Raw genomic sequence first — 26,549 nt, forward strand, 5'->3', positions numbered from 1 at the left:
AATAAGGTTTATCAATACTTTACTGGAAAGGTTGAAAAATGAATGGATCATTTAGTTACTGCACGTTCAATGTTTGGTCTAAACATGGGAGTACATATTATTTTTGCCACTCTTGGCGTCGGCATTCCTCTCATGATTTTATTGGCTGAAATTCTTTACTACAAAACAAAAGATAAAGATTATGAACTTATGGCACAGCGCTGGACAAAAGGAGCCGCTGTCCTCCTTGGAGTCGCAATTCCTACGGGAACGATTGCTGGTGTTCAATTAGCGTTGCTTTGGCCAGGTTTTATGGAAATCGTAGGAAAAGTAATGGCTCTTCCCTTTCAAATTGAAATTTATGCTTTCTTTATTGAAGCACTTTTCCTCTCTATTTATGTATACGCAGCGGACCGTATTTCTCGAAAAATGCGGATTATTAGTCTGATTTTAGTGGCAATAGGAGCTCTTGCCTCTGCCGTTTTAATTACAAACGTGCACGCATTTGAAGGAACACCTGCTGGATTTCGAATTTTAAATGGAGAAATTGCAAGCGTAGATCCTTGGGCAGCTTTCTTTAATCCTAGTTTCTTTGTAACGTCTGGCCACGTAGCCGTTTCTGCCTATACAACCGGAGGCTTTGTCATTGCTTCAGTGGCTGCCTTTAAAATGCTTCGTGCGCGAAAACATAATCCAAGAGAATATAAATTTCATCATAAAGCGTTGATGATGGGATTGGTAATTGGCGGAATCTTTTCTTTTGTGACGGCTTTGAATGGACATGAATCCATGCAAAAAGTATACGAATATCAACCTGAAAAACTTGCAGCGGCTGAAGGACTATTTGAAACGCAAGACCACGCTCCATTAGCTTTAGGGGGATTTACGGATGAAAAAGAACAGCGAGTCAAGTATGGGATTGAGTTTCCTTGGATGCTTAGCTTCTTGTCAGGTAATAGCTTTGGCACAGTGATTACTGGACTTAATGACTTCCCTAGAGATTATTGGCCGCCGCTTTTCGTGCATACTTTGTTTAACGGTATGGTAATTATCGGATCAATTTTAATTTTAGTGGCGCTAGTGGGCATTGTTTGGCACAAGTTTTTAAAGAAGAAAAGCTTCCCGGAAATTTTCATGTGGGCATTTGTCGCAACTGGCCCTCTCGCTATTATGGGCATTGAATTCGGCTGGATTTTTGCATGTACAGGAAGACAACCTTGGGTCATTTACCGCATCATGCGTACATCAGAAGCGGTTACCACTTCTGCTAATTTGCATATTTTATTTTTTTTATTTTTGCTTGTTTATATCGTACTCGTGGCCGCTGTGGCCCTTGTGCTGGTATTTTATTTCAGACGAAACCCGCTTTCTAAAGAGCTTGCTGCGCAAGCAGATTAAAAAGGATGTGAGAATATGGCTGATTCATTACTAGCAATTACTGTAATATGGGGCTTCATTTTTATCTATGCCGTAATGGGGACGATGGACTTTGGAGCTGGCTTTTGGTCGATGGTATATATTAATCGTACGAAAACAAATGCTACAGATGTAGCAAACAGATATCTATCGCCTACTTGGGAAGTAACCAATGTATTTATCGTTGCGATTGTTGTTGCGCTGTTTAGCTTTTTTCCTCGAGCTACATTTACGCTTGGAACAGTGTTACTAATACCCGGAAGTATCATTTTACTTCTCTTATCTATTCGAAGCGGTTTTTTAGTGTTTTCACATTATGCTAGCAGTTTTAAATATCGGAGAGCATTGGTTTATATATCCGGTATATCTGGCGTTTTAATTCCTGCTTTTTTAATCGCTGTACTGCCAGTAAGTCAAGGTGGATTTATTGATATAATTGACGGAACGCAGCAATTAAATTTAGCAAAAGTATTTTCAAGTCCACACGTTTATTCATTTATCGGATTTGCCATCAGTTCTTCGCTGTTTCTGTCGTCTTTGTTATTAGCAGATTACTCGAAGTCATCTGACGAAATGGAAGCTTATGCGGTCTATCGGCGTGATGCACTCATTACAGGACCTCTTTCGCTGCTAATGGCTATCTTTATTATGATTACAATGAAATCAGAAGCAAGCTGGTTATACGATAAAATGATGCAGTTTAAGCCCCTTCTTTACGGGTCTGTAGGTTTATTTGTAGTAGCTGGCATTGCCTTGCTCCTGCCTTCTCAAAGAGGAAAAGGAATGCCTCGTTTAGCCGTGGTATCCATTATCCTTCAATATTTCTTAGCAAGTTACGTATACGGGCGAAGCCATTTACCTTATGTTGTCTATCCAAACGTAACGATTGAGAATGGATTTACACATCCCGATGCGTTTCATTCTTTATTTATTGTGTATATTGTTGGCTTTGCTATTTTATTTCCTGGATTCTTTTATTTCTGGCGTCTATTTATGAAAGATAATAAAGAATATAGCAAAAAGAAGCCATATTAAAAAACCCGGTCAGCACATGACTGGGTTTTCTTATGAAGCAGCAGATTTTGCTACTACTTCAACAAAATCTCTAGCAAACATTTTACATTTTTCTACGTCTTCGCCAAACGGAGAGAGCTCGATTTTTAAACCAGGAACGATTACATTTCCATTTCGTTCCTTTATTTTTTCTTCAATCAAATCAACCGCTCCGCAAAAAATATCATATGATGAATCACCTGAACCAAAGACAGCCACCTGCTTTTGGCTGAAATCCATGTTATCCATTTCATCATAAAGATCTAAAAAATCATCTGGCAGCTCTCCGTCTCCCCACGTATAAGCTCCAAAGATAATAGATTCTGCGGATACAAGATCGGAAGCATCGATGTCATATACTTCTGCTCGTTTCACATGCAATCCACGTTTAACTAATTCTTCTTCAATCAAATCGGCTATCGCTTCTGTGTTGCCTGACATACTCGCATAGGCTAGTAAGATTTCCTTCATTTCAATGACGCTCCTTTACACCAGCAGTGTTGGCGGCACATCCCCTTCTTCAGCACATTCTTGTTTAAGAGGACAGTTTTCACACTCGCTGGATGCATAATTCTTCTGAAAATGTTTTGGTTCCATTAACACACTTTTGACAATATGTAGTTGAAGTATTGCTTTTTTATAATCGTCTGGTGCAATATGATAAGTTGTTGTTTTTCCCGTTAATAATGAATAAAAGCGGATTTGTTCAGGAACCTTTTTAAATGCTTGTCTGGAAAAAACGATGATAAAATCTTTCATCGCACTCTTCACTTCTTCATGGTCATCTAGAATAATCTTCGTTACCGTATAGGACTTCTCTGTCCATGCAGCAAAATCAATCGTTAGAGAAAGATTACTTTGAATTTCTTCTACATAAACACTGTATTTCTCAAACACAAAAAGTGGTAGCTCCACATGTGCTTTCTCTCCTAAAAACCTCAGTAAATAATCACTTACTTTAGCTAACACCTCGTAATAGTGGATGGGTGATGAAAACATATTTGGCTTTAGGCGCCAATATTTTTCAATAAGCTGTAAAACATAGAGGTTTGAGCGATACTGAACTGGCTTGCTATAGTATGTTTTAATAATTTGATGGACAGTTACTTGAACATGCTGTTTCCAATCTATAGATGTTTTTTTCAGAAGAAGCTGCTGCTGATAAAATTTGTACGGACATCGAATAAATTGTTCGATGTGGTCGTTGGAGAGTGTCTTTATATACACTTTTATCGGTTCCATCTATGCCTCACCACCCTAATTGAAATTCATTCTCAACAATAATTAAAAATTAAATCATGAAATCTGTTCAATCACTTTACGAATAGCACTCCATGAATGTTTGACAAAATAAATCGGTTTTTGCTGTTTTTTTGCTTTCTCTTTAATGACTTTTGCCATATTGTGATTAATAAAATCCGTAATAACTAATACAAACCCAATATGTTCAGGGATTTCTCTTTTAACCATATTGCTTTTACGTCCATCTAAATGAATCACTTCATTAAACCCTTCTCCCGCTAGACGATCTGTAATATGCTTTAACCTGTCTCCTCCTACAACCATAACTGATGACATGTTTGTTCCCTCCCAATTAATTATTCATTTAATGATTTGACAACAACCTGTATTCTTTACTATATACACAGTCTAATTGAGAATGATTCTCTTTGTCAATGTTTAATTGATAAAAATTCTCGATTAAAATGAAAGTCTACCATCTTTCTTATAAGTTATTTGAATTTTGACCATACTATAGCTATCACATACAAAGGAGGGTTAACGTTGGAACAAAACATTCTTTGTGAAGTAAATAACTGTCACTTTTGGAAAAATGGAAATCACTGCAGCGCAGAAGAAATTTACGTGGTAAGTCATAGCGGAAAACATGCAGCAAGCAGCTATGAAACAGACTGTAAAACGTTCAAGCCAACTGAAGCGTAACCCGCAAAAGGACAGCCTCTTGGTTGTCTTTTTGCTCTCTTCTAGATAATAAAAAAGGAGAATAATATGAAGACTGAACAGCTAATTCATTTTTTTAAAGAAGAAGCAATAAAAGCAAATAAACAAACCTTTCCCATCTATGTACAATCGTTTACTCATTTATGGACATACAAATGGGGAACACTTGAAAACATTCCAGAAGAAATTGATGACTTAATTACCACACGTGCGTTAGAACTTGGACTTATTCACTTAAAAAAAGCTGACTAATCAATAAAGAAATTAGTCAGCTTTTGTGTTTATAGATCATCAAATCCATTCGCATCTGATGCTTTTGTATATTGTCTTGATTTCTGTTCAAAGAAATCAGTTTTTCCTAAATCTACCTCTTGATAAGCAATAATCCAACGAAGAGGATTTTCAATCGGTGCTTCTGGGAAAGCAGCTCGACCGAAGCCTAACTGATTACAGCGTTTATTAGCCATATATTCAATATACTGCTGAAGCTCTTTCATGGTGATGCCGTCAAATTTTTCCCCAATAACAGATTCCGCCCATTCAATTTCAAGACGGGCTGCCTCTTGGAACGTTTCAACTACAAACGTTTCCAGCTCCTCTGTACGATAAGCTGGATTTTCATTTAGTACTTCCTTGAAAATCTTTTCAAATAACCCAACGTGCAGCTGTTCATCACGATTGATATAGTTAATCATCGTAGATGTCGCCACCATCTTTTGATTTCTCGCAAGATTATAGAAGAACGCAAATCCGCTATAGAAGAAAAGGCCTTCTAAAATAACATCATATACCATAGACTTCAAAAAGTTTTCAACCGTTGCTTCTTCGCTAAATGCTTTATATCCATTTGTAATAAAGTCATTTCGAGCTCGAAGCTTTTCATCTGTACGCCAGTATTCAAATACTTCATCTTGTTTTCCTTTTGGTACAAGACTTGATAATACATATGAATACGAATGATTATGAACCACTTCTTGCTGCGCTAAAATAATCATTAGAGCATTAATCGAAGAATCGGTTACATAGTCAGCTACTTTGCTAGCATAATCCGATTGAATACTGTCCAGTAGCGCAAGCAAGCCAATAATTTTCAAAAAGCTCTCTTGTTCGTCAGCCGTTAGCTGAGGGAACTGCTTAATATCTTGACCCATATTAATTTCAAACGGCGTCCAGAAATTAGCTAGCATACGCTTGTATTTAGGGAACGCCCATGAAAATCGGACGTCATCCCAGTTTAGAATATTTGAGCTCTTGCCGTTGATAATTCCTGTCGAGCGGTTCGGAGCTGTTTCGTTCATTAATTCTCGTTTTAACATGCTTGTCATCAATTATTCACTCCTTTTAACTATGACAGCTTTCACATTCTTCAATGACTTCACTTGATGTTGAACGTACGTAGTAGGTCGTTTTTAATTTTTCTTTCCATGCCGTCATATGAAGATCCAGTAACTCTTTTGCTCGGATATCGTTTTGTACATATAAGTTGAATGAAATGGATTGATCAATATGGCGCTGTCGCTTTGCATTTTGCTTAATGCTCCAGTGCTGATCAATTAAATAAACGGACTTATAATACCAGTTTGTTGCTGGTGATAAATCTGGTGCCGTCACCGGAATTTTATAATTTTTCTTTTCCTCTGAATAAAACTTACGGAAAATCGGATCAATACTTGCAGTAGAACCGGCGATAATAGATGTTGATGAATTAGGTGCTACAGCCATTAAGTATCCATTTCTTATCCCATTGCTTTGAACTTCGTTACGCAGTTCATTCCACGCCTCGCTTGTGTATTCACGTGTTTCAAAATAAGCGCCTGACTCAAAATCTGAGCCTTTAAATAATGGATATGCGCCTTTTTCTTTAGCTAAGTTCATGCTTGCCTGGACGGTTAAGTAAGAAATTTGTTCATACAATTCATCGCAATATGCTACCGCTTCATCTGTCTCCCATGCTATTTTCTTTAAGGCAAGCAAATGGTTCCAACCAAATGTGCCAAGCCCCACTGCGCGGTACTTTTGATTCGTTAGCTTTGCTTGAAGTACCGGCAAATCATTTAGCTCAATAACATTATCAAGCATGCGTACTTGAATTGGAATTAAACGTTCAAGCACATCTTCAGTTACGGCTCTAGCTAAGTTAATAGAAGAAAGATTACATACGACAAAATCGCCCGGATTCTTTGTAATGATAATTTTTCCGTCTTCCGTAATTTCCTCTGTTACTACCGTTGTACTTTGGTTTTGCGTGATTTCTGTACATAAGTTGCTGCAGTAAATCATGCCCGCGTGGCGGTTTTGATTAGCTCGGTTAACCGTATCACGATAGAACATATAAGGCGTTCCGGTTTCAAGCTGCGAAATCATAATGCGCTTGAAGATTTCAATAGCAGGTACTGTTTCTCTTGAAAGCTGTTCATTATTTACACACTCAGCGTAACGAGTGCGGAACGAACCGCTGCCTTCTTCTTCATCATAAAAATCTTCTAACGAGTAGCCCATCAGCGTACGAACTTCGTGAGGATCGAATAAATGCCAGTCTTCACGTGCTTCTACTTTTTCCATAAACAAATCTGGCAAACATACGCCAGTGAATAAATCATGCGTGCGCTGGCGTTCGTCACCATTGTTCAAACGCGCGTCTAAGAATGAAAAGATGTCTTTATGCCATACGTCTAAATATACGGCAATAGCTCCTTGTCGTTGACCTAGCTGATCGACACTTACAGCCGTATTATTTAGCTGTTTCATCCATGGAATTGTTCCTGATGATACGCCTTTAAAACCTTTTATATCACTTCCTCGGCTTCTAATATGACCGAGGTATACACCAATTCCGCCTCCATTTTTACTAAGTGTGGCCAAATCTGTATTGCTATCGTAAATACCGCGTAAGCTGTCATCAATCGTATCAATAAAGCAGCTAGATAGCTGTCCATAGCTCTTTCCTGCGTTTGAAAGTGTTGGGGTAGCAACCGTCATATATAGACTAGAAAGCGCCCAGTATGCTTCTTTTACTAATGCTGTTCGATTTTCTTTCTTTTCTTGAGACATCAGCGTCATAGCAATGATAAGAAAACGTTCTTGCGGTAGTTCGTATACGCGCTTATCATGCGATGTCGCTAAATAGCGATCTGCTAATGTCAACAATCCAATGTATGTAAATAAACGATCGCGTTCAGGAATAATGACTGAAGCAATTTCATTAATTTCTTCTTCTGTATATGTTTTTAATAGTTGTTTATTATAAATGCCGATTTTTGTTAATTCTTGAATAAGCTGATAAAACGAACCGTACTTCTCTTTTTTATCATAGCCTCGGTTGTCCGCTGCTTTTCGATATAGTTCGTTTAAGTAGACGTCTGCCGCTACGTACGTCCAATCTGGTTCTTCCATTGAAATACGCTCTAGGGCTGCCAAAATTAGTACGTTTGCAACCTTTTCGTCCGTCATATTTTCCTTTACTGTAACAGTTTGAATAACCTTTTCCTCATACAAAGAAAAATCAAGCTGCGTAAATTCTTTTTTTAAACGTTCAATATATGCAGTTAATTCATGTAGAATTGTAGGCTTTAATGTATTCACCATAAATATGGCTCCTCTCTTCACTTCAAAATAAAAAATCGCTCACCGTACCTCGGTGAGCGAATAGAACGAAGATAGAAGAAGACACTAAGTCTTTTCTCAATCCTCGCTCTACCCTCTCACCTCCCGAAGAAGATAAAACGACATAAAAAAGGCAGGTCTCCTGACTTATGCTTCTTTTTACTTTAAGGCCTTCCCATGATGTTTACTCACAGTGGATCTCCTTATTTCATCAGCATTCACAGTTGCGGGGACAGCTTTGGATTTTCACCAAATTCCCTTTTAAGTCTTTTTATCAGACACCTTTTTCACTGGAAAACACAAAATATAGTATTTTATCATCAATTCCAAAACAACATATTGTGTTATGTTATAAACACATTATATAGGACAACTTAGAAAACTATCAACCTATTTTCTAAAATAATTTTGTTTTTTACGATAAAACCCTTCGACTTTTTTCATCAAACTATTCCATCATAACATGTTTTGACACGCTTGATGGAACAATGTGCTCTTTTTAAAAAATTTGTCCTATTTTTCTACTAAACATTGACAACGTCAATAAAAAAAACCGTTTTTCATAAAAAAAACGGTTTTTAATTATTTGTATTCTTTTTCAAATGCTGTGATTTTTTTTATAAACTTTTTATCAATATCGTATCCTATCCCCGGTTTTGCCTTCACCTTTATTACTCCGGCTTCTACCTCTACTTCGGGCTTAATAATATCTTTTTCCCAATAGCGAGACGACGCAGAAATGTCACCTGGTATCGTGAAAGAAGGCAGTGTGGCAAGGGCGATGTTATGAGCTCGTGAAATCCCAGCTTCTAACATTCCTCCCACCCAAAGCCTTACACCGTGCTGGGCGCATAAATCATGAATCTGCTTTGCTACGGACATTCCGCCAACTCGACCGATTTTCACATTGATAATCTTACAGCTTTTTTGTTCGATTGCATGACGTGCATCTTCATAGCTCACAATACTTTCATCTAAGCAAATCGGCGTCTTCATTTGCTTTTGCAATAATCGATGATCAAGGATATCATCAGAACTTAACGGCTGTTCGATCATTATTAAATTCAATTCATCTAGTTTTTTCAATGAATCACTATCGCTTAACGTATAGGCTGAATTAGCATCAGCCATAAGAGGAATGGTTGGAAATTCATCCCGAATTTGTTTTAGTAACTCATAGTCAGCACCTGGCTTAATTTTCACTTTAAAGCGCTTATAGCCATCTTTCATGTAAGTCTTTATTTGTTCTTTCATTATGGAAATATCATTTAAGCCAACTACCACTCCAGCTTCTACAGCAGGCCTTACTCCGCCAATTACTTCAGCTAACGGCTTATTTTGCCGCTTTGCATACAAATCCCATACAGCACAGTCCAAAGCTGCTTTAGCCATGTTGTTTCGCTTTAGAGGTTTGAATAACTTTTGAACATCCTCTGGTTTTTGAACTTGCTGATGAAGAAGCGAAGGAATTAAAAAATCGTCTAACATATGAAAACATGTCTGAATCGTTTCTTCCGTATACCAAGGAGATGAAAAAGCAACGACTTCTCCCCACCCTGTAAATCCTTTTTCATCTTCTACTTCAAGCAAAATCAATTCTCGATCCTGCACCGTACCATAGCTTGTTGAAAAAGGGGAAAGAAGCTTCATGTCAATTTTATAAAGATGTACTTTTTTTATAATCATCGATTAATTCCCTTTCTGTATGAACGATGATAGCTTCCGGCGTATGATTTTATTAGAGGCCGTTCTTGGCAGTTCCTCTACTCGTACGAAATACTTTGGAAGTTTGTACTTTGCTAAAAATTGTTGAATGTGTAAAGATAACTCTTCATCTGAAACATCTTCATTTGTAACAATGCATGCTGCTGGAACTTGTCCCCATTTTTCATCGGCTACTCCTGTTACACCGGCCTCTTTAACAGTGGGATGCTTCAATAAAACATTTTCAATTTCAGCTGGATATACATTTTCTCCACCTGAAATAATGAGGTCCGAACGTCTGTCTAATACATATAGAAAGCCTTCTTCATCCACTTTCCCGATATCTCCTGTATAGAACCAACCTTGTTGAAGGGCTTTTTTAGTAGCTTCAGGTTTGTTTAAATATCCTTTTGTAACATTTGGACCTTTAACAATAATCTCTCCTGCTTCACGTGTTTCATTTCCATTCTCATCTACAATTTTCATTGCACATGGAAATAATGGTTTACCTGCTGATCCAAGTTTTCGCAAACTATCTTCAGGTGAGAGCGTAACGAACTGTGAAGATGTCTCTGTCATTCCATATGTTTGATAAACAGGAATCTCTTTAGTCACACAAGCCTCTAAAATGGTAAGCGGTGCGGGTCCCCCTCCTAAAAGCATACAGCGAAATGTATTTGGATATTTCCGTTCAGCTAATTCATCAAGCATATTGGATAGCATGGAAGTGACAACCGAAATAATCGTTACTCCTTTGTTTTCAATTGCTTCATTCACCGCTCTTGCTTCAAATCGTTCTTCTAAAATAATTTTCATTCCGTAAAAGACACTTCGCATTAAAATAGATAAGCCGCTAATATGAAACAAAGGAACTGCTATAAGCCAACAGTCTTTTTCATTTAATCCTAAATTAAGTGCTGAACCAACGGAACTCCACCAATGATTTCCATATGTCTGTAGCACCCCTTTTGGATTACCTGTTGTTCCAGACGTATACATAATGGTGAACGTCTCCTCGAGATTCCACGTTTTCTGAAAATCCGTTTCTGTTTCTGGAGAACTTTTTAAGGCAGATAAAATAAGCTGAGTGATGGAACTTTGGAATTCTCTAAGTAAAAATGCATCATCCGTAATAAGCAACGACACATCTGCATCTGTTAGCTGATAATTGATTTCTTCATTTGTCAAACGCATGTTGACGAGCAGCACCCGAGCACCAATATAAGAAACCGCATGTAAAATCTCAATAAACTCCAAGCTATTTTTCATGCATAAAGCAATGGTATCACCTTGCTTTACACCGTTAAACGAAAGCTGCTGTGCTACTTTTTGAACACGCTTATGAAGCTCTTGAAAAGTAAGAGACGTTTGCGGTGTTTCTACCGCCACTCGATTTGGCGTCAAATATGCTCTTTGCATAAGCCCATTAGGAATCGTTTGGCTACTCATGGATTTCTCTCCTTTTTATACTGATTAACTAAATCAAATTGAAAAAACAGCCTGATGATAATCACCAAGCTGTTTCAGCTGTTTAAGGGAAACGTGGGAACTGTTGGAAGTCTGGATTGCGTTTTTCCTTAAATGCATCGCGACCTTCTTTTGCCTCGTCCGTTGTGTAATAAAGAAGCGTTGCGTCACCCGCAAATTGCTGGATACCAGCTAAGCCATCCGTATCAGCATTAAATGCTGCTTTTAAGAAACGAAGAGCCGTTGGACTTTTTTCTAACATCTCTTCACACCATTGAATTGTTTCAGCTTCAAGCTGCTCTAATGGAACGACTGTGTTTACTAATCCCATGTCTAGTGCTTCTTGAGCGTTATACTGACGGCATAAGAACCAGATCTCACGCGCTTTCTTATGACCTACGATGCGAGCTAAGTAACCAGAGCCATATCCTGCATCGAAGCTTCCAACCTTAGGACCTGTTTGTCCAAAGACTGCGTTATCCGCTGCAATTGTTAAGTCACATACAACGTGAAGAACGTGACCTCCACCAATTGCATAGCCTGATACCATCGCGACAACCGGCTTTGGAATCACGCGAATTAAACGCTGTAAATCTAGAACGTTTAGACGTGGAATTTCGTCTTCTCCTACATAGCCGCCATGGCCACGAACTTTTTGGTCTCCGCCTGAACAAAATGCTTTATCTCCAGCACCTGCTAATACAATTACTCCAATGCTTGCATCGTCACGAGCATAAGCAAATGCATCGATTAATTCCATTACTGTTTTTGGACGGAATGCATTGTGCACTTCCGGACGGTTAATCGTAATTTTAGCGATTCCGTTATATGTTTCGTATAAAATGTCTTCATACTGACGTACTGATGTCCATTCAACTGTCATCTTTACTTCCTCCTAATTATGTAGTAGCTAAGAACTCACTTACTATTCTACCAAAAATCTCAGGTTGTTCCACGTGAATTGCATGACCTGTCCCTAAAATAATTTTAGAAGCAGCATTTGGTATTAATGTTTGCATTTCTTTGGAAATTAAACAAAACTTTTGATCTACTTCTCCTGTAATAAGCAAAACCGGCATCAACAGATCGTCTAGCTTCTCCCAAAGGGACGGCTGGACTCCTGTTCCCATTCCTTTCAAACTGTTGGAAAGGCCGATTTCTGTATGAGAAAGTCTTTCTTTACGCACCGCTTCTTGAACATGGCTAGGCAATTGCTTTTGAGAATCAAAAAGAGGGATTCCCTCCCAAAATTCAACAAATTCCTCAATCCCATTTTTCATAATGAAGCTCGCCAACTGCTCATCTTTTTCTTTTCTTAACTTTTGTTCTTCTCTCGTTTTTAAACCAGGCGATGCGCTTTCTAATACCAACTTTTTCACAAGGTGGGGATATCGCTGAGCAAATGAAAGAGCAAGCCTTCCTCCCATTGAATATCCAATTATATTTACTTGTGAAAGAGATAGTTGGTGAAGCAACTCATGCAGTGCTTCAACAACTGATTCCATTGAGTATGGTTCGATTTCTTTCGGAGGTGCTGATTGACCATGGCCAATAATATCAACAGCAATCACTCGATAATCTTTAACGTATTTCTTCATAAAGGTACGCCAGGTTTGAGAAGAACCGGTAAAGCCGTGAAGCAACAGCAGCGGTTCTCCTTTTCCCTCGGTGTGCACATAGTAAGATACACCATTTAATTGATACATCATTGCTTATTCCTCACCGTTTGACAAATTTATTTCCTCGGAAACAAGTTTCCACAAACTGCGATGAGTCTCTACATTTCCTGTACGAGTTGTACGAATCTCTACAACATGTAACCCGCCTTTTGTGAAAGCATGGTTCATTGCATGTCGAAATTCTTCCCAGCTGCTTGCTGAAGAAAATGTTCCATCATACAGACGAGTAGCATGCTCGAAATTTAATCCCGTTGGCGTACCAAATAAAAATTCAAAGTGCTTTTCTTGTTTTGACTGGGGTAAAAATGAAAAAATCCCTCCGCCATCATTGTTAACTAACACAACGGTTAAATTTAAATCATGCATTTTAGCTGCCAGCAGGCCATTTAAATCGTGATAAAACGATAAGTCACCAATAAATAAAACGGTGTGATCGTAAGCTGTACTTACGCCTAGAGCAGATGAAACCACACCATCAATTCCATTTGCTCCTCGGTTTACAAAGAGTGGAATATCTTTTTCCGTATTTAAAAAGAAAGAATCAATATCTCGAACAGGCATTGAATTTCCCGCAAACAAAGCCGTGCCTTCAGGTACTACATCAACAATTTCTTGAACCACTTGTCCTTCGAACCATTCCTGGCCAGAAGTTAATGTTCTCAGAGCCTGTGCAGTTTGAGCATTAATCTTTTTCCACAAGCTCAGCCATGAAGTAGACTCCTCTTGGTTCGCTGAAAGACGCTTGATCAGTTCTTCACAAAATAATGTTTCATCGGCTTCAATCATCACTGTTGAGCGCAAAGTAGGATCTCTCCAGCCTTTACCTTGGTCAACTACAAACATTTCTTTCGGTTCATGTGCTTTTAAAAATTGCAATAGCGGTTTCGATACCGGCATCGCGCCAAAACGAATGACAACTTCTGGATAAAAATGCTCATCAATCTTATCACTTTTTAAAAATGTATCATATGTCTCTATTATATTTTCTTTTGAATGCTTGCCGCTTCTTAATTGTGATAACGGATCTGCGAGCACTGGAAAGCTTAAACAGTCAGCTAAGCGGCATATGCTTTCTACTGCTTCTAAAGACATTTGATCTCCGCATATAATAAGTCCTTTTGCTGTTCCCTCTAAGCGCTTCGCAATTTCTTCGAATCCTTTTTCAGATAAAGATGCTTCTCCATGAATAGCAGCCACATATGATTTACCGCGTTTCCCCTGACTCCATAAATCTTCAATAGACAAATCTGGTACAATCGGTTCACGTAAAGGTACGTTAATGTGTACAGGACCGCTCGGTATAGTTTGAGCTGTATGAACAGCCCTTGAAGCTACTGTTCGAATATAACGATTCATTTCTGCACTTTCTTCTGGTAAAGCTGTATCTACAAACCACTTCGCATATTGACCGAAAAGATGATGCTGATTAATTGCCTGCGGCGCACCTATATCCCTTAACTCATGTGGTCGATCCGCTGTGATAACTACTAAAGGAATGCGCGAGTAGTGAGCTTCAATTACTGCCGGATAATAATTCGCTGCAGCTGTTCCAGATGTACATACAAGCGCCACTGGTTTTTTCTTTGCTTTTGCTATTCCTAGAGCAAAAAAGCCCGCGGACCGTTCATCAATGTTTAAGTGCACATGAATATCAGGGTGCTCAGCCATAAGCATCGCAATAGGTGTTGACCGTGACCCTGGACTGACCACTACTTCTTCAACATTTGCTTCTACTAATTCATCCACGAATGACGCAATATACGTTGTTAATGACTTAATGTGTTCCACGCATAATCCCTCCTAAAGCTGAAAGCATCGGGTTGAATTTAATTCTTGTTTCTTCATATTCACTTTCAGGCGTAGAATCTGCTACAATTCCACAGCCCGCAAATAAAACTGCTTCTTTTTGTTGAATAACAGCGGAGCGGATTCCTACTATAAATTCACCGTTTCCGTTGATATCCATCCATCCTAAAGGAGCTGCATACCACCCTCGGTCAAAGGACTCTAGTTTTCGAATAATAGGCAGGGCCTCCCGTTGAGGATATCCTCCTAGCGCTGGTGTTGGATGGAGCTTTTGAATAAATGAAAATAGCGTCACATCTTCCTTTATACGCCCTTTAACAGGTGTATATAAATGTTGAATATGCTTTGTTTTATATAAACTTGGCTTACTTGGAATTTCTACTTCATAACAATAAGAATTCATCGCTTCTTTAATCATATGAACAACAACATCGTGCTCAATTAAGTTCTTAGGATCTTGAAGCAATTCCTCACCTAGTTCATAATCTTCCTGCCTTGTCTTTCCTCTTGGAATCGAGCCCGCTAAACAAGTGGAAAACACATAATCTCCTTGTTTTTGCACTAGTCTCTCTGGGGAAGCGCCGATAAAATGCTGATGCTCTCCCTCTAAAATATATGTGTAGCTAGTTGGCTGTTCCTTTAACAGACGCTGAAGCACGTATTCAGTAGAAATATCTTCATTAAATTTTACTTTTAATTGCCGAGCAAGAACCACTTTCTCTATAGCCTGTTGCTTAATTAACGTAGTAGCTCTTTCAACATTTCCTTTAAATTTCTCTACCCCAATTTCCTCTTTTTCCAATAACAAAGGTGAAATATGAGACTCCCCGTCGTACTCTTCACAAAGAACAAGTTTTTGGATCTCTTCAAAATAATTGATGCGTTCTTTTACAGAATCTTGTCCTTTAATCATCATATTAACGGTAAGATATGCTTCTTTGTCTACCTGCGTATATAACACAGTTGGAATCATAAATTTTGAACTCAGGAAATCACTCCAATAGTTTTCTCGATACTGATTTGGGTCAAATGAAAATCCTCCAAATAAAAGAGGACCTGTCCCATCAGGGAAAATTTGGTTATTTTTATAAAAGTCTTCTTTTATAAAGCGCTTCCATTCGTTTTCAATGTGGAAATAACGTTCTTTTGCCGTATTGGTGCAAATAGTATGCGCATATCCTAATCCAACAAATGTATAATAACTGTTGGGATCTTTCCAAAAAAAGCGTTCTTTATAAAACTGGTCATGTCCGTTCGCATAAAAAATAAGGGGGTCAATAGGTCTTACTTTTTTCACTAAACTGACCAATTTTGGCTGATTTTCATTTTTTGCACACTCAATCGCATCTTTAATGTATTCTTGTACTAACTGTTCGGTCGTTGCAATCACACTACGTCCCCCCGTTCATCTTTTTTTCTTAAGTCTGTAACTAACTTATTATAAACTTTCAGTTCAAAAAAATCTAGCATCGTGATTCACGAGAAAAAATTAATTTCGCTTGTCTAAATTATGCCTTTTCATTAAATGAACCAAAAATCTTTATGATCTATTCAGTACTCCTTAGACCTCGATAACGTTGTTTTTATCATACCCCTTTGTACAACCTTTAACTTTCTTTAATTTTCCAATCCTTTTCTCTCTTAGCTTCATGGATACCCCAAATACTCCTAATATGAATCGTGTTTTTTTGAATTTTTAACACATACTACAAAAGCACAATAAATTTTTAAGGGGGAGCTTCATGACACTTTCAAAACAAGAAATCAGTCAGTTAAAACAAAATTTACAGCAGCAGCAGGCTGATATTCAATCGCACTTTGACCAAAATGATCATTTTGGTCTAACACGAAGCGACGCTCACGATGCTGTAGGAGAACTTTCAAGTTATGATAACCACCCTGGTGATACAGCGACGGAAACATACGAGCGTGAAAAAGACCTTGCACTAAATGAACATGCAAAACAAGAGCTACATGAAATAGAAGAAGCACTTCAGGCAATCGCTCACAACACGTATGGGACATGCAAAGTATGTGGAGCAGATATCTCGTTTGAAAGACTTCAGGCTGTACCAACTACTTTATACTGTAGAGAACATAGTCCATCACAGGATATTCCCACGCACAGACCTGTTGAAGAAAATGTTCTCCACCACCCATTTGGCCAATACGACTATGATGATACCGAAACGACAGGATATGACGCAGAAGATTCTTGGCAAGACGTTGCGCGTTACGGGACGTCTGAATCTCCTTCTGATTTTATAGAAGATACGTCTAACTATAGTGAAACCTATATTGAAGCAGATGAAGCTATTGGGTACGTTGAAGATTATGAAAACTTTGCCGCTACTGATTTATATGGACAGCCTCTTCCTGTTTACCCTTCAAAAGAGCATGAGCGATATGAAAATGCACTGGATGAAGAAGGTACGATGACCATATTTGGAGATTTACCGGCCTATGAGAAAGATCCATACACTGAAAAGGAGTAGTTCTTCATACTACTCCTTTTTTCTATTTTTAGTAGGAGCTATAGGAGATGACATCGAATAAGTAGGAGATTAGAATTAATAATGAGGTGAAAATATGAATGCACATGAAATTGATTATAAACTGTATGGAGATGACATGCAGTTTGTTGAAATTGAATTAGATCCTTCAGAAAGCGTTATAGCAGAAGCTGGAGGAATGATGATGATGGAAGATGATATTGAAATGGAAACCATTTTTGGTGATGGTTCTTCCTCCAACAGCAGCGGGCTTTTTAATAAACTAAAAGGAGCTGGGAAACGCGTATTAACTGGTGAAAGTTTATTCATGACGGTATATACAAATAACGGATATCACAAACGAAAGGTATCTTTCGCTTCACCTTTTCCAGGTAAGATTATTCCTGTTGATTTAGAGCAGTTGAATCATAAAATCATTTGTCAAAAAAGCTCTTTTTTATGCGCTGCCAAAGGCGTATCCGTTGGCATTGATTTTCAAAAAAAACTAGGAACGGGCTTCTTTGGCGGTGAAGGCTTTATTATGCAAAAATTAGAAGGTGACGGCCTGGCATTTTTACACGCAGGCGGTGCCATTCATAAGAGGCAGCTGCAACCGGGCGAACGTCTTCGTGTGGATACTGGATGTTTAGTGGCCATGACCCATGATGTAAACTACAACATCGAATATGTAGGGAAAATTAAAACCGCTCTGTTTGGAGGAGAAGGCATGTTTTTTGCTACTCTGTCAGGACCAGGAACAGTTTGGATTCAATCTCTTCCTTTTAGCCGACTAGCCGATCGCATTTTATCAAGTGCAGTTTCACCAACGGGAGGTAAAGGTGAAGGCAGTATCCTTGGCTCTTTAGGTGATTTCTTAAACGGTGACAACCGGTAAAATATAAAAGGTGTAGCCAAAGACTACACCTTTTATATTTATTGATTTAATAAATTTTTAGTGGAGCGAATTCCCCAAATATCAGATGCATATTCCTCAATCGTTCGATCACTAGAAAAAAAGCCGGAATGGGCAATGTTCGTCGCACTCATTTGAAGCCATTTATTTTCGTTTCTATAAGCTTCGTTTACTTTTTGCTGTGCCGTAACGTATGAGTCAAAGTCACGAAGTACATAGTATTCATCATTTTGCATTAATAATGAATCATATATAGGCTCGAATAAGTCATATGTGTCAGGTAAGAAACCGTTCGTAAGCTGCTCGAGCACTTGTCGAATCCGCTTATCATGATGATAATAATCATAGGCACGGTATCCTCCATTTTGCTGATAGCTCAGCACTTCTTCGGCTTTTAATCCAAAAATAAAGACATTATCTTTTCCTACTGCCTCGCTAATTTCGATATTTGCTCCATCCATGGTACCAAGAGTTAACGCTCCGTTCATCATGAATTTCATATTTCCCGTTCCTGAAGCTTCTTTGCTGGCGGTTGAAATCTGTTCACTGACATCGGCTGCTGGAAAGATATACTCAGCAAGCGACACTCGGTAGTTTTCTAAAAAAACGACTTTTAAAAACGGTGATGTTTGTGGATCATGATTGACAACATCAGCTACAGAATTAATTAACTTTATGACTTTTTTTGCATAATAATAGCCGGGAGAAGCTTTCGCACCAAAAATAAATGTACGAGGAACGATTTGAAAATTAGGGTCTTCTTTTAATCGATTGTACAAATACATAATGTGCAGTACATTTAAAAGCTGCCTTTTATAAGCATGAAGCCTTTTAACCTGTACATCAAAAATAGAATTTGAATCTATTTTAATTCCTGTTTGCTCTTGAATAATATCGGCAAGCAGCTTTTTACGCTGCTGTTTTACTGTTCTTAGTCCTTGTAAAAAGCTTGGATCCTCCACATACTCTTGGAGCTTTATAAGAGAATGCGGCTGTTTAATCCATTTATCTCCTATCACCTCGGTAATAAGGGAGGAAAGCTGCGGGTTAGCTTTTAATAACCAACGCCGGTGGGTAATTCCATTCGTTTTATTGTTAAATTTAGCAGGATAAAACTGATAGAAATCTTTCATTTCTCGTTCTTTTAAAATATCAGTATGAATTTTTGCCACGCCGTTTACTTTATAGCTTCCCACAATCGCTAAATGAGCCATCTTTACCAACCCGTGCGCTAAAATAGCCATATTTTCAATCCGCTGCCAGTCTCCCGGATATGCTTCCCATAATTCTTTGCAAAAGCGTTCATTAATTTCTTCAATAATCATATATACACGTGGGAGCAAAGGTTGAAATAAATCAATAGGCCATTTCTCAAGAGCTTCAGAAAGAGTCGTATGATTTGTGTATGATATGGTATTGGATGTAATATGCCATGCATCTTCCCATTCCATTTTTTCTTCATCTAGTAAAATTCTCATTAGCTCAGGAATCGCAAGTACAGGATGCGTATCATTAATATGAATGGCTACTTTTTCGTGAAAGTTTGTAAGTGTTTGATAGGTATTTCGATGCGCTCTGATAATACTTTGTAAGCTAGCTGACACAAGAAAATATTGCTGTTTCAATCTTAATATTTTGCCATCTTCGTGTGTATCATCCGGATATAAAAATTCTGATACAGCCTCTGTTTGACGCTTATACTCCATCACATCTTTATGTACTGGAAATGATGAAGGCTCCGCATTCCAAAGGCGAAGTGTATTCACTGTATCTGTTTCATACCCGATAACCGGGATATCATAAGGAACAGCGGAGACGGGTTCTCCTTTTACATGACGAAAAGAGAATTTTCCGTCTTCCTGTACCATTTCGACTTCGCCCCAAAAGTTCACTTCTATGGCTTGATCTAATTTGCGTACCTCCCATGAATTCCCGTGCCTTAACCACTGTTCTGGGAGCTCAATTTGAAAGCCGTTTACAATCTTTTGATCAAACAAACCATGTTTATAGCGAATGCCATAACCGTGGCCAGGAAGATTAAGTGAAGCAAGAGAATCTAAAAAACAAGCAGCTAGCCTGCCTAACCCGCCGTTTCCTAATCCTGCGTCTACTTCTATTTCCTCAATATTTTCAAGTGAAATATTCAGTTCACTTAATCCTTCTTTTACCACTTCTCGAATTCCTAAGTTCAACAGATTTTGACCCAATAGTCTGCCTAATAAAAATTCGATAGACAGATAATACACTTGCTTTGTATGTGAAGACCGATGAATTTCATTAGTTGAAATCCAATCGCTGCTAATATACTCTCGCACCATATTTCCTAATGTATGATAGTGATCTTGAACAGTAGATTCTTTAAAGCTCTTTCCATATGTCATTTCCAGCTTTTTTAAAAAAGTCTCTTGAAAGCTTTTTTTATCAGAGAACAATCTGCTCACCCTTTCACGATGGAGTAGATGTCAAATTTGAATACAATTGATTATATTTAAATGCTGATTGCCCCCAGCTATAATCCTGACTCATAGCATCCATCATTAATTTTTTCCATACATCTTTCTGGTGATAAAATGAAACAGCTCTTTCTAACGTATGAAGCATGTCATGAGCATTATAATTCTTAAAAGAGAAGCCATTGCCCTCTCCGCTATATTCATTATAAGCTTTGACCGTATCATTCAGGCCGCCCGTTTCACGTACCACTGGAATGGTTCCATATTTTAAGGCTATTAACTGTCCCAGTCCGCAAGGCTCAAAACGAGAAGGCATTAAAAATAAATCCGTACCGGCATAAACTTTATGAGCCAATTCCTCATTAAAACCAATAATTGCTTTTACTTGTTCTGGATACGTATCTTCCATCTCACGGAAAAACTGCTCAAACTCGTGTTCTCCAGTTCCTAAAATGACAATTTGGGCTCCTAAGTTAACCGTCTCATGGAAAACGCGCTTAACTAAATCCAATCCCTTCTGCTGAGTTAACCTTGTAACCATCGAAATAATTGGAACATCCTCATTTTCTTCTAATTCAAGATAGCGCTGTAGCTCTTTTTTATTTTTATATTTTCCTTTAATCTCTTCTGCCGAATAAGGGTAAGATATAAGCTGATCTGCGTCTGGGCTGTAAGCCTCTTCATCGATTCCATTTACAATCCCAATTAAATCTTGATTTCGTTGACGCAATAATCCGTCTAAACTTTCTCCGTAATATGGCATTTGAATTTCATCTCGATATGTAGGACTTACTGTGGTAATTTTATCAGCTGATACAAGAGCAGCTTTCATAAAATTAATATTTCCGTAAAACTCGAGCTGGCTTGTAGTAAAATAATATTCATTTAAATTTAATAACTCATACAAATTGCTCTTAGGGAAGATTCCTTGGAATTGCAAGTTATGAATCGTAAAGACCGTCTGAATATGATCATACATATCATAATTAGCACGAAGTAAAAATGGAATCATAGCCGTATGCCAGTCATGACAATGAATAATATCAGGCTCATTCTCTAAAAATGGGATAGCTTCAAGCACAGCTCTGCTGAAAAAAGCAAATCGTTCAGCGTCATCGTAGTGCCCATATAAGCTATCTCTTTTAAAATAATATTCATTATCAATGAAAATATATTTAACGCCATCCATCGTTAACGATTCAATTCCGCAGTATTGTCTTCTCCATCCAACCTGCACATGAATAACTTTTTCAAGAACCATTTCATCTTGATAATGTTGAGGAATCGTTCCGTACTTTGGCATGACTACACATACGTTCGTTCCTAACTTTTTTAATTCTTTAGGCAGAGCACCAGCTACGTCTGCTAATCCTCCTGTTTTAATAAAAGGTACACATTCTGATACAGCAAATAATACATTCACGACTTCATCAACGCTCCTTGAGTTGTTCCTTTAGCAATGACTCTAGGTAATCCTGACTCACCTAGCAACGTTTCATTACTTCCTATTTTCACATCTTTGTCTAAAACAACATTTTCTAATACACTATTTTCTAAAATAATGCCTTTTTGCATCACAATGCTATTCTTAACGACCGTACCTTTTCCAATTTTGACACCTCGGAAGATAATACTATTTTCCACATGCCCTTCAATCACGCATCCGTTTGCGATCATTGAGTTTTTCACAACCGCTTTTTTTGCGTAACGAGTAGGCGGTTCGTCTTTTACTTTAGTGAAAACAGGACGTTCGTTGATAAATAACTGCTTCCAAACATCTGGAGATAAAATCTCCATACTTGTTTTATAGTAGGCATCTAAGCTAGAAATTTCAGCCGTATATCCATGGTGCTCATACTTTTCTACATGATGAGATTGTGCCATATATCGAACCAGTTCTTTAATCGTATAAAAATCATGCGATTCATTTTGCAAAATATTAACAAGAATAGATTTATTAATAATATACATATTAAGCGATTTATCACCCTGCTTTATTTCAGTAATATCTGCATTTGAAGCAATATGACGTTGCAGTACGTGCTCAAAATCAACTGTACATATTGTATAACTATTGGCAATTAATACGTATTCCTGCTTACTTCTTAAGAAATAATCAATATGATAACGGAACTGCGTGAATAGTGATGGACTTTCTAAGTGTAAATCACTTGTCATAGGAGGAAAGATAAACAATCCATCTCGCTTCCGATCTAAATCCCATTCTTTACCTGAACCTATATGATCCATCAATGCGCGATAGCGATCACGAGGAAAAATGGCAACACTCGAAATTCCAGAGTTCACCATATTAGAGAGCATAAAATCGATTAATCTATAGCGCCCTGCAAAAGGAATCGCAGCAATCGACCTATAAAAGGTTAAAGGCTGCAGCGCTGTCGTGTTTGTACAAGCATCAATAATACCAAGCATTTGATTATTCAATGTCGTTCATCCTCTCTGTTCGTTAAATGCATTTAGCAACTGAGTCAATCAATTCTTGAGTAACAAGAATTACTTCTTCGCTTCCTTTGGTCGGTCGAATAATAGTACCGTCTGGAACTTCAATGTCCGATGGAACAATCGCGTTTTCAATGTATACGTTAGAACCTATCTTTGCAGTAGGCATGACAACCGTTTTCTTAACTTCGGAACCTGAGCCGATTTGTACACCTGGAAATAACACGGACTGCTCTACGTTTCCTTCAACAACACACCCTTCATTTACTAATGACTCCACCACGCAGGCGTTTGGCGCGATATATTGAGGAGGCTGATTAGGGTTAACAGAGTAAACTTTCCATGAAGAGTCAAATAAATTAAGCTCGTCTTTATCACACAATAAATCCATATTCGCTTCCCATAAGCTTTTTACAGTTCCTACATCTTTCCAATAACCTTGGAATGGGTATGCAATTAGCTTTTTCTTTTCATCTAGTAAAAGCGGAATAACATCTTTACCAAAATCATGGCTTGAGTATGGGTTGCGTGCATCCATTTCTAAATATTCTTTTAAAATACTCCATTTAAAAATATAAATCCCCATAGAAGCTAGATTATTTTTAGGACGCTGTGGTTTTTCGTCGAATTCCATTACGTCTAGATCACTATTTGTATTTAAAATACCAAAACGGCTCGCTTCTTCCCAAGGTACTTCAATAACAGAAATCGTTACATCTGCTTCTTTGTTTATATGATAATCAAGCATATTTTCATAGTTCATTTTATAAATGTGATCACCTGATAGAATTAGTACGTACTCAGGATCATATTGTGTCAAATAGTTTAAATTTTCATAAATAGCACTAGCCGTGCCTTTATACCACTTTACTCCATCTGACTCCGCATATGGAGGCAATACCGTGACGCCACCATTCCGTCGGTCCAAATCCCAAGCGCTTCCAATTCCAATGTATGAATTGAGAACTAGCGGTTGATATTGTGTTAATACACCTACTGTTTCAATACCCGAATTTGTACAATTACTTAAAGCAAAATCAATAATTCGATACTTTCCACCAAATGGTACAGCTGGCTTTGCTAGATTTTTTGTAAGTGAACTTAGCCGACTACCTTTTCCTCCTGCCAATAACATCGCTACGCATTTCTTTTTTAACATGTTGTTTTCTCTCCCCTCGTTTTCTCTTTGCTCGTAGTATACTAATGCCAAACGGCGGAATATTCATTTCAATGCAAAAAGGTTGACCGTGAAACGATTCATCCACTGATTTTAATGCCTTTTTATTTACAATGCCTGAACCGCCGTACACTTCGTCATCACTGTTAATAACTTCAATGTACTCTGTCTCAACTGGAACTCCAACTTTGTAAGAATGATATGGGTGCTCAGAAAAATTGCTAACAACTATAAAGATCTCTTGATTTTCTTTCGACTTACGAATAAAGGAGAAAATTTGTTGATGATGGTTGTTAACATCAATCCATTCAAACCCATCTGGATTATGATCTAATTCATATAAAGACTTGCTTCTCTTATAGATCTTGATTAGGTCCTTCATATATCCGTTAAGATTGCGATGCATGTCAAAGTCATAAAGCATCCAATCCAACTCCTCTAAATCTTTCCACTCGTCAAATTGACCAAACTCTCCGCCCATAAATAAAAGCTTTTTTCCAGGATGTGTAAAGAAGTATCCATATAGCAGTCGAAGCTGTGCAAACTTGCGCCAGTAATCACCTGGCATCTTATTAAGTAATGATTTTTTTCCATGTACAACTTCATCATGGGAAAGCGGCAAAATAAAGTTTTCGTTAAACGCATACATTAGTGAGAACGTCATTTTATCGTGAAGATAGGGACGTCTTTCTACGCCTGCTTCCATGTATGTTAAAACGTCATTCATCCATCCCATGTTCCACTTATAATTAAAGCCTAAACCGCCCTCATATGTAGGTGCTGTAACAAGGGGCCAATCCGTTGAATCTTCTGCCATCATTAATATAGTTTCATCAGATTTAAAAACAGCTTCATTTAACTTTTTTAAGAAGCTGACAGCTCCATCATTCACTGCTTTTCCAGAAGAATTTTGCCAATAAAGCATATTAGCTACAGCATCTACTCGAAATCCATCTATATGGAAGTACTCCAACCAAAATAAAGCGTTCGAAATGAGAAAACTTTGTACTTCAGGCTTTCCTAAATCGAAATTAGCTGTTCCCCAAACGTAGTTTTCACGATCCGGTTCTTTTTTGTATTCATAAGTAGGTTCTCCATCGAACATATACAGACCATGTTCATCCTTACAAAAATGCCCGGGTACCCAGTCTAAAATAACCCCTATGCTATTTTGATGACACTCATCTATAAAGTTCATCAACTCTTTAGGCGTACCATATCGACTTGTAGCAGAATAGTATCCAGTTCCTTGATATCCCCAGGATCGGTCGAGCGGATGCTCAATGACTGGTAATAACTCAATGTGTGTAAAACCTTGTTCAGCAATATAAGGAATAAGCTCCTGTGCTAATTCACTGTATGTATAAAGGCTGCCATCTTCATGAGTCCTCCAAGACCCTGCATGCAGCTCGTAAATACACAGTGGTCTTTCATATATATTTTGCTGTTTTTTCTTTCTACGCCAATATTGGTCGTTCCATTTGTACCCATCCAATGAGTAAACAATGGATGCAGTGTTTGGACGCACTTCACTGAAGAAAGCGTATGGATCTGCTTTTAATTTTTTCTGATTGCTTTGTGTGATGATTTCATATTTATAAATAATCCCTTGTTCTAATTCAGGGATAAATGTCATCCAAATACCTTCTTCATTAACTTTAACCATTGAATGCTGAAAACCGTTCCATTTATTAAAATCACCTACAACGCTTACACCCTTTGCATGAGGTGCCCACACGCAAAATCGTACGCCTTTAATTCCTTCTACCGTTACCTGATGCGCACCGAAAATAGAGTAACTGCGAAATAAGTTTCCTTCGTGATATAAATGAACATCAAATTCAGTAGGCTGAACCGCTAGATTCACTTTTGCCACCCCTTTAACTTCAAACATAATATACGCTTCTTACCTCTCATTCCCTTTTACAGTAAAAACATAAACATTTTCTACAAATATAATAGAATAAATGTTCTTTAAAATTACTCTTTGCCCCATACTCTTCATACCTTATGAATAATTCCATATGACATAGGAAAAATCCTGCTTAAAACTTACTTTTTATTCTGAAAATTCATGGTAATTATTCCTAATTATTATTTCTATTTACTTAATCTTTAAAAAAGCGCAAATAAAAAAAGGTTTGCATATATGCAAACCTTTTTAAGATGACCCGTACGGGATTCGAACCCGTGTTACCGCCGTGAAAGGGCGGTGTCTTAACCGCTTGACCAACGGGCCGTATTTAATTTAAAACGACTGGCGGAGAAGGAGGGATTTGAACCCTCGCGCCGCTTACACGACCTACACCCTTAGCAGGGGCGCCTCTTCAGCCACTTGAGTACTTCTCCATATGGCTCCACAGGTAGGACTCGAACCTACGACCG

Annotated in this window: 22 protein-coding genes, 2 tRNA genes and 1 riboswitch; of the genes, 6 read left to right on the top strand and 18 right to left on the bottom strand. The window is 38.0% G+C overall.

Annotated elements, in window-relative coordinates:
- Positions 1-42 precede the first annotated feature (42 nt).
- Both M3225_RS06440 and M3225_RS06445 read left to right on the top strand, forming a co-directional pair.
- Positions 43-1,377: a cytochrome ubiquinol oxidase subunit I gene (locus tag M3225_RS06440; RefSeq protein WP_251391790.1), complete on the top strand. Its 1,335-nt coding sequence runs from the start codon at positions 43-45 to the stop codon at positions 1,375-1,377.
- Positions 1,378-1,392: 15 nt separating this feature from the next.
- A complete protein-coding gene (locus tag M3225_RS06445; protein ID WP_251391791.1) occupies positions 1,393-2,430 on the top strand; it encodes a cytochrome d ubiquinol oxidase subunit II in 1,038 nt (345 codons plus the stop codon).
- Between the two features lie 30 nt (positions 2,431-2,460).
- Here M3225_RS06445 and M3225_RS06450 read toward each other — a convergent pair whose 3' ends face one another.
- From M3225_RS06450 to M3225_RS06460, 3 genes are read right to left on the bottom strand one after another with little or no spacing between them, the layout of a single operon-like run.
- Positions 2,461-2,919 (bottom strand): flavodoxin, encoded by a 459-nt coding sequence (locus tag M3225_RS06450; protein WP_251391792.1) that lies wholly within the window; start codon positions 2,917-2,919, stop codon positions 2,461-2,463.
- 15 nt (positions 2,920-2,934) lie between these two features.
- Positions 2,935-3,690 (bottom strand): hypothetical protein, encoded by a 756-nt coding sequence (locus tag M3225_RS06455; RefSeq protein WP_251391793.1) that lies wholly within the window; start codon positions 3,688-3,690, stop codon positions 2,935-2,937.
- A gap of 54 nt (positions 3,691-3,744) precedes the next feature.
- The gene (locus M3225_RS06460) at positions 3,745-4,026 is read right to left on the bottom strand and encodes a DUF2325 domain-containing protein (protein ID WP_028411863.1); all 282 of its coding nucleotides are present in this window, start codon (positions 4,024-4,026) and stop codon (positions 3,745-3,747) included.
- A gap of 207 nt (positions 4,027-4,233) precedes the next feature.
- Between M3225_RS06460 and M3225_RS06465 the strand changes: the two genes are divergently transcribed.
- Together M3225_RS06465 and M3225_RS06470 are read left to right on the top strand one after the other, a co-directional pair.
- A complete protein-coding gene (locus M3225_RS06465) occupies positions 4,234-4,392 on the top strand; it encodes a DUF1540 domain-containing protein (RefSeq protein WP_013059558.1) in 159 nt (52 codons plus the stop codon).
- A 66-nt stretch (positions 4,393-4,458) separates the two neighbouring features.
- Entirely contained in the window at positions 4,459-4,662 is a 204-nt protein-coding gene (locus M3225_RS06470) for a hypothetical protein (protein WP_251391795.1), read from the top strand.
- A gap of 29 nt (positions 4,663-4,691) precedes the next feature.
- Here M3225_RS06470 and M3225_RS06475 read toward each other — a convergent pair whose 3' ends face one another.
- The 8 genes from M3225_RS06475 to M3225_RS06510 all read right to left on the bottom strand — a co-directional run bounded on the left by M3225_RS06475 (position 4,692) and on the right by M3225_RS06510 (position 16,059).
- Positions 4,692-5,735, bottom strand: coding sequence for a ribonucleotide-diphosphate reductase subunit beta (locus M3225_RS06475; RefSeq protein WP_013059560.1), 1,044 nt, complete (start codon positions 5,733-5,735; stop codon positions 4,692-4,694).
- Between the two features lie 16 nt (positions 5,736-5,751).
- Entirely contained in the window at positions 5,752-7,995 is a 2,244-nt protein-coding gene (locus M3225_RS06480) for a ribonucleoside-diphosphate reductase subunit alpha (protein ID WP_251391797.1), read from the bottom strand.
- A 133-nt stretch (positions 7,996-8,128) separates the two neighbouring features.
- Positions 8,129-8,314, bottom strand: a riboswitch (cobalamin riboswitch).
- A gap of 281 nt (positions 8,315-8,595) precedes the next feature.
- Positions 8,596-9,699 (bottom strand): o-succinylbenzoate synthase, encoded by a 1,104-nt coding sequence (gene menC / locus M3225_RS06485; RefSeq protein ID WP_251391799.1) that lies wholly within the window; start codon positions 9,697-9,699, stop codon positions 8,596-8,598.
- 3 nt (positions 9,700-9,702) lie between these two features.
- Positions 9,703-11,166 carry an o-succinylbenzoate--CoA ligase gene (locus tag M3225_RS06490; protein ID WP_251391801.1) on the bottom strand — a complete coding sequence of 488 codons (1,464 nt, stop codon included), beginning with the start codon at positions 11,164-11,166 and terminating at the stop codon, positions 9,703-9,705.
- A gap of 82 nt (positions 11,167-11,248) precedes the next feature.
- The gene (gene menB, locus M3225_RS06495; protein ID WP_116074065.1) at positions 11,249-12,067 is read right to left on the bottom strand and encodes a 1,4-dihydroxy-2-naphthoyl-CoA synthase; all 819 of its coding nucleotides are present in this window, start codon (positions 12,065-12,067) and stop codon (positions 11,249-11,251) included.
- A 16-nt stretch (positions 12,068-12,083) separates the two neighbouring features.
- The gene (gene menH / locus M3225_RS06500; RefSeq protein WP_251391804.1) at positions 12,084-12,893 is read right to left on the bottom strand and encodes a 2-succinyl-6-hydroxy-2,4-cyclohexadiene-1-carboxylate synthase; all 810 of its coding nucleotides are present in this window, start codon (positions 12,891-12,893) and stop codon (positions 12,084-12,086) included.
- Positions 12,894-12,896: 3 nt separating this feature from the next.
- On the bottom strand, positions 12,897-14,651 hold the full coding sequence (gene menD / locus M3225_RS06505; protein ID WP_251391806.1) for a 2-succinyl-5-enolpyruvyl-6-hydroxy-3-cyclohexene-1-carboxylic-acid synthase: 1,755 nt from the start codon (positions 14,649-14,651) through the stop codon (positions 12,897-12,899).
- Positions 14,638-16,059, bottom strand: a complete 1,422-nt coding sequence (locus tag M3225_RS06510; protein WP_251391807.1) for an isochorismate synthase — start codon at positions 16,057-16,059, stop codon at positions 14,638-14,640. Before M3225_RS06510 ends, menD begins: the two co-directional genes overlap by 14 nt.
- Before the next feature lie 352 nt (positions 16,060-16,411).
- Between M3225_RS06510 and M3225_RS06515 the strand changes: the two genes are divergently transcribed.
- Together M3225_RS06515 and M3225_RS06520 are read left to right on the top strand one after the other, a co-directional pair.
- On the top strand, positions 16,412-17,164 hold the full coding sequence (locus M3225_RS06515) for a TraR/DksA C4-type zinc finger protein (RefSeq protein ID WP_251391809.1): 753 nt from the start codon (positions 16,412-16,414) through the stop codon (positions 17,162-17,164).
- A 94-nt stretch (positions 17,165-17,258) separates the two neighbouring features.
- Complete coding sequence (locus M3225_RS06520; RefSeq protein WP_251391811.1) at positions 17,259-18,056, top strand: TIGR00266 family protein; 798 nt, start codon at positions 17,259-17,261, stop codon at positions 18,054-18,056.
- A gap of 38 nt (positions 18,057-18,094) precedes the next feature.
- On the opposite strand, the gene M3225_RS06525 is transcribed toward M3225_RS06520, so the two are convergent.
- The 7 genes from M3225_RS06525 to M3225_RS06555 all read right to left on the bottom strand — a co-directional run bounded on the left by M3225_RS06525 (position 18,095) and on the right by M3225_RS06555 (position 26,513).
- Positions 18,095-20,506 (bottom strand): glycogen/starch/alpha-glucan phosphorylase, encoded by a 2,412-nt coding sequence (locus tag M3225_RS06525; protein WP_251391813.1) that lies wholly within the window; start codon positions 20,504-20,506, stop codon positions 18,095-18,097.
- Positions 20,507-20,519: 13 nt separating this feature from the next.
- Positions 20,520-21,950 (bottom strand): glycogen synthase GlgA, encoded by a 1,431-nt coding sequence (gene glgA / locus M3225_RS06530; RefSeq protein ID WP_251391814.1) that lies wholly within the window; start codon positions 21,948-21,950, stop codon positions 20,520-20,522.
- Positions 21,947-22,972, bottom strand: a complete 1,026-nt coding sequence (locus M3225_RS06535) for a sugar phosphate nucleotidyltransferase (protein WP_251391816.1) — start codon at positions 22,970-22,972, stop codon at positions 21,947-21,949. Before M3225_RS06535 ends, glgA begins: the two co-directional genes overlap by 4 nt.
- A 22-nt stretch (positions 22,973-22,994) precedes the next feature.
- A complete protein-coding gene (locus M3225_RS06540) occupies positions 22,995-24,146 on the bottom strand; it encodes a glucose-1-phosphate adenylyltransferase (RefSeq protein WP_251391818.1) in 1,152 nt (383 codons plus the stop codon).
- Positions 24,097-26,058, bottom strand: coding sequence for a 1,4-alpha-glucan branching enzyme (gene glgB, locus M3225_RS06545; protein WP_251391820.1), 1,962 nt, complete (start codon positions 26,056-26,058; stop codon positions 24,097-24,099). The genes M3225_RS06540 and glgB overlap by 50 nt, the downstream gene beginning before the upstream one ends.
- 273 nt (positions 26,059-26,331) lie before the next feature.
- Positions 26,332-26,403, bottom strand: a tRNA-Glu gene (locus tag M3225_RS06550).
- 19 nt (positions 26,404-26,422) lie between these two features.
- Positions 26,423-26,513, bottom strand: a tRNA-Ser gene (locus tag M3225_RS06555).
- Between the last annotated feature and the right edge of the window lie 36 nt (positions 26,514-26,549).

Origin of the sequence: Priestia aryabhattai, from assembly GCF_023715685.1 — a bacterium.
Classification (GTDB): domain Bacteria; phylum Bacillota; class Bacilli; order Bacillales; family Bacillaceae_H; genus Priestia; species Priestia aryabhattai_B.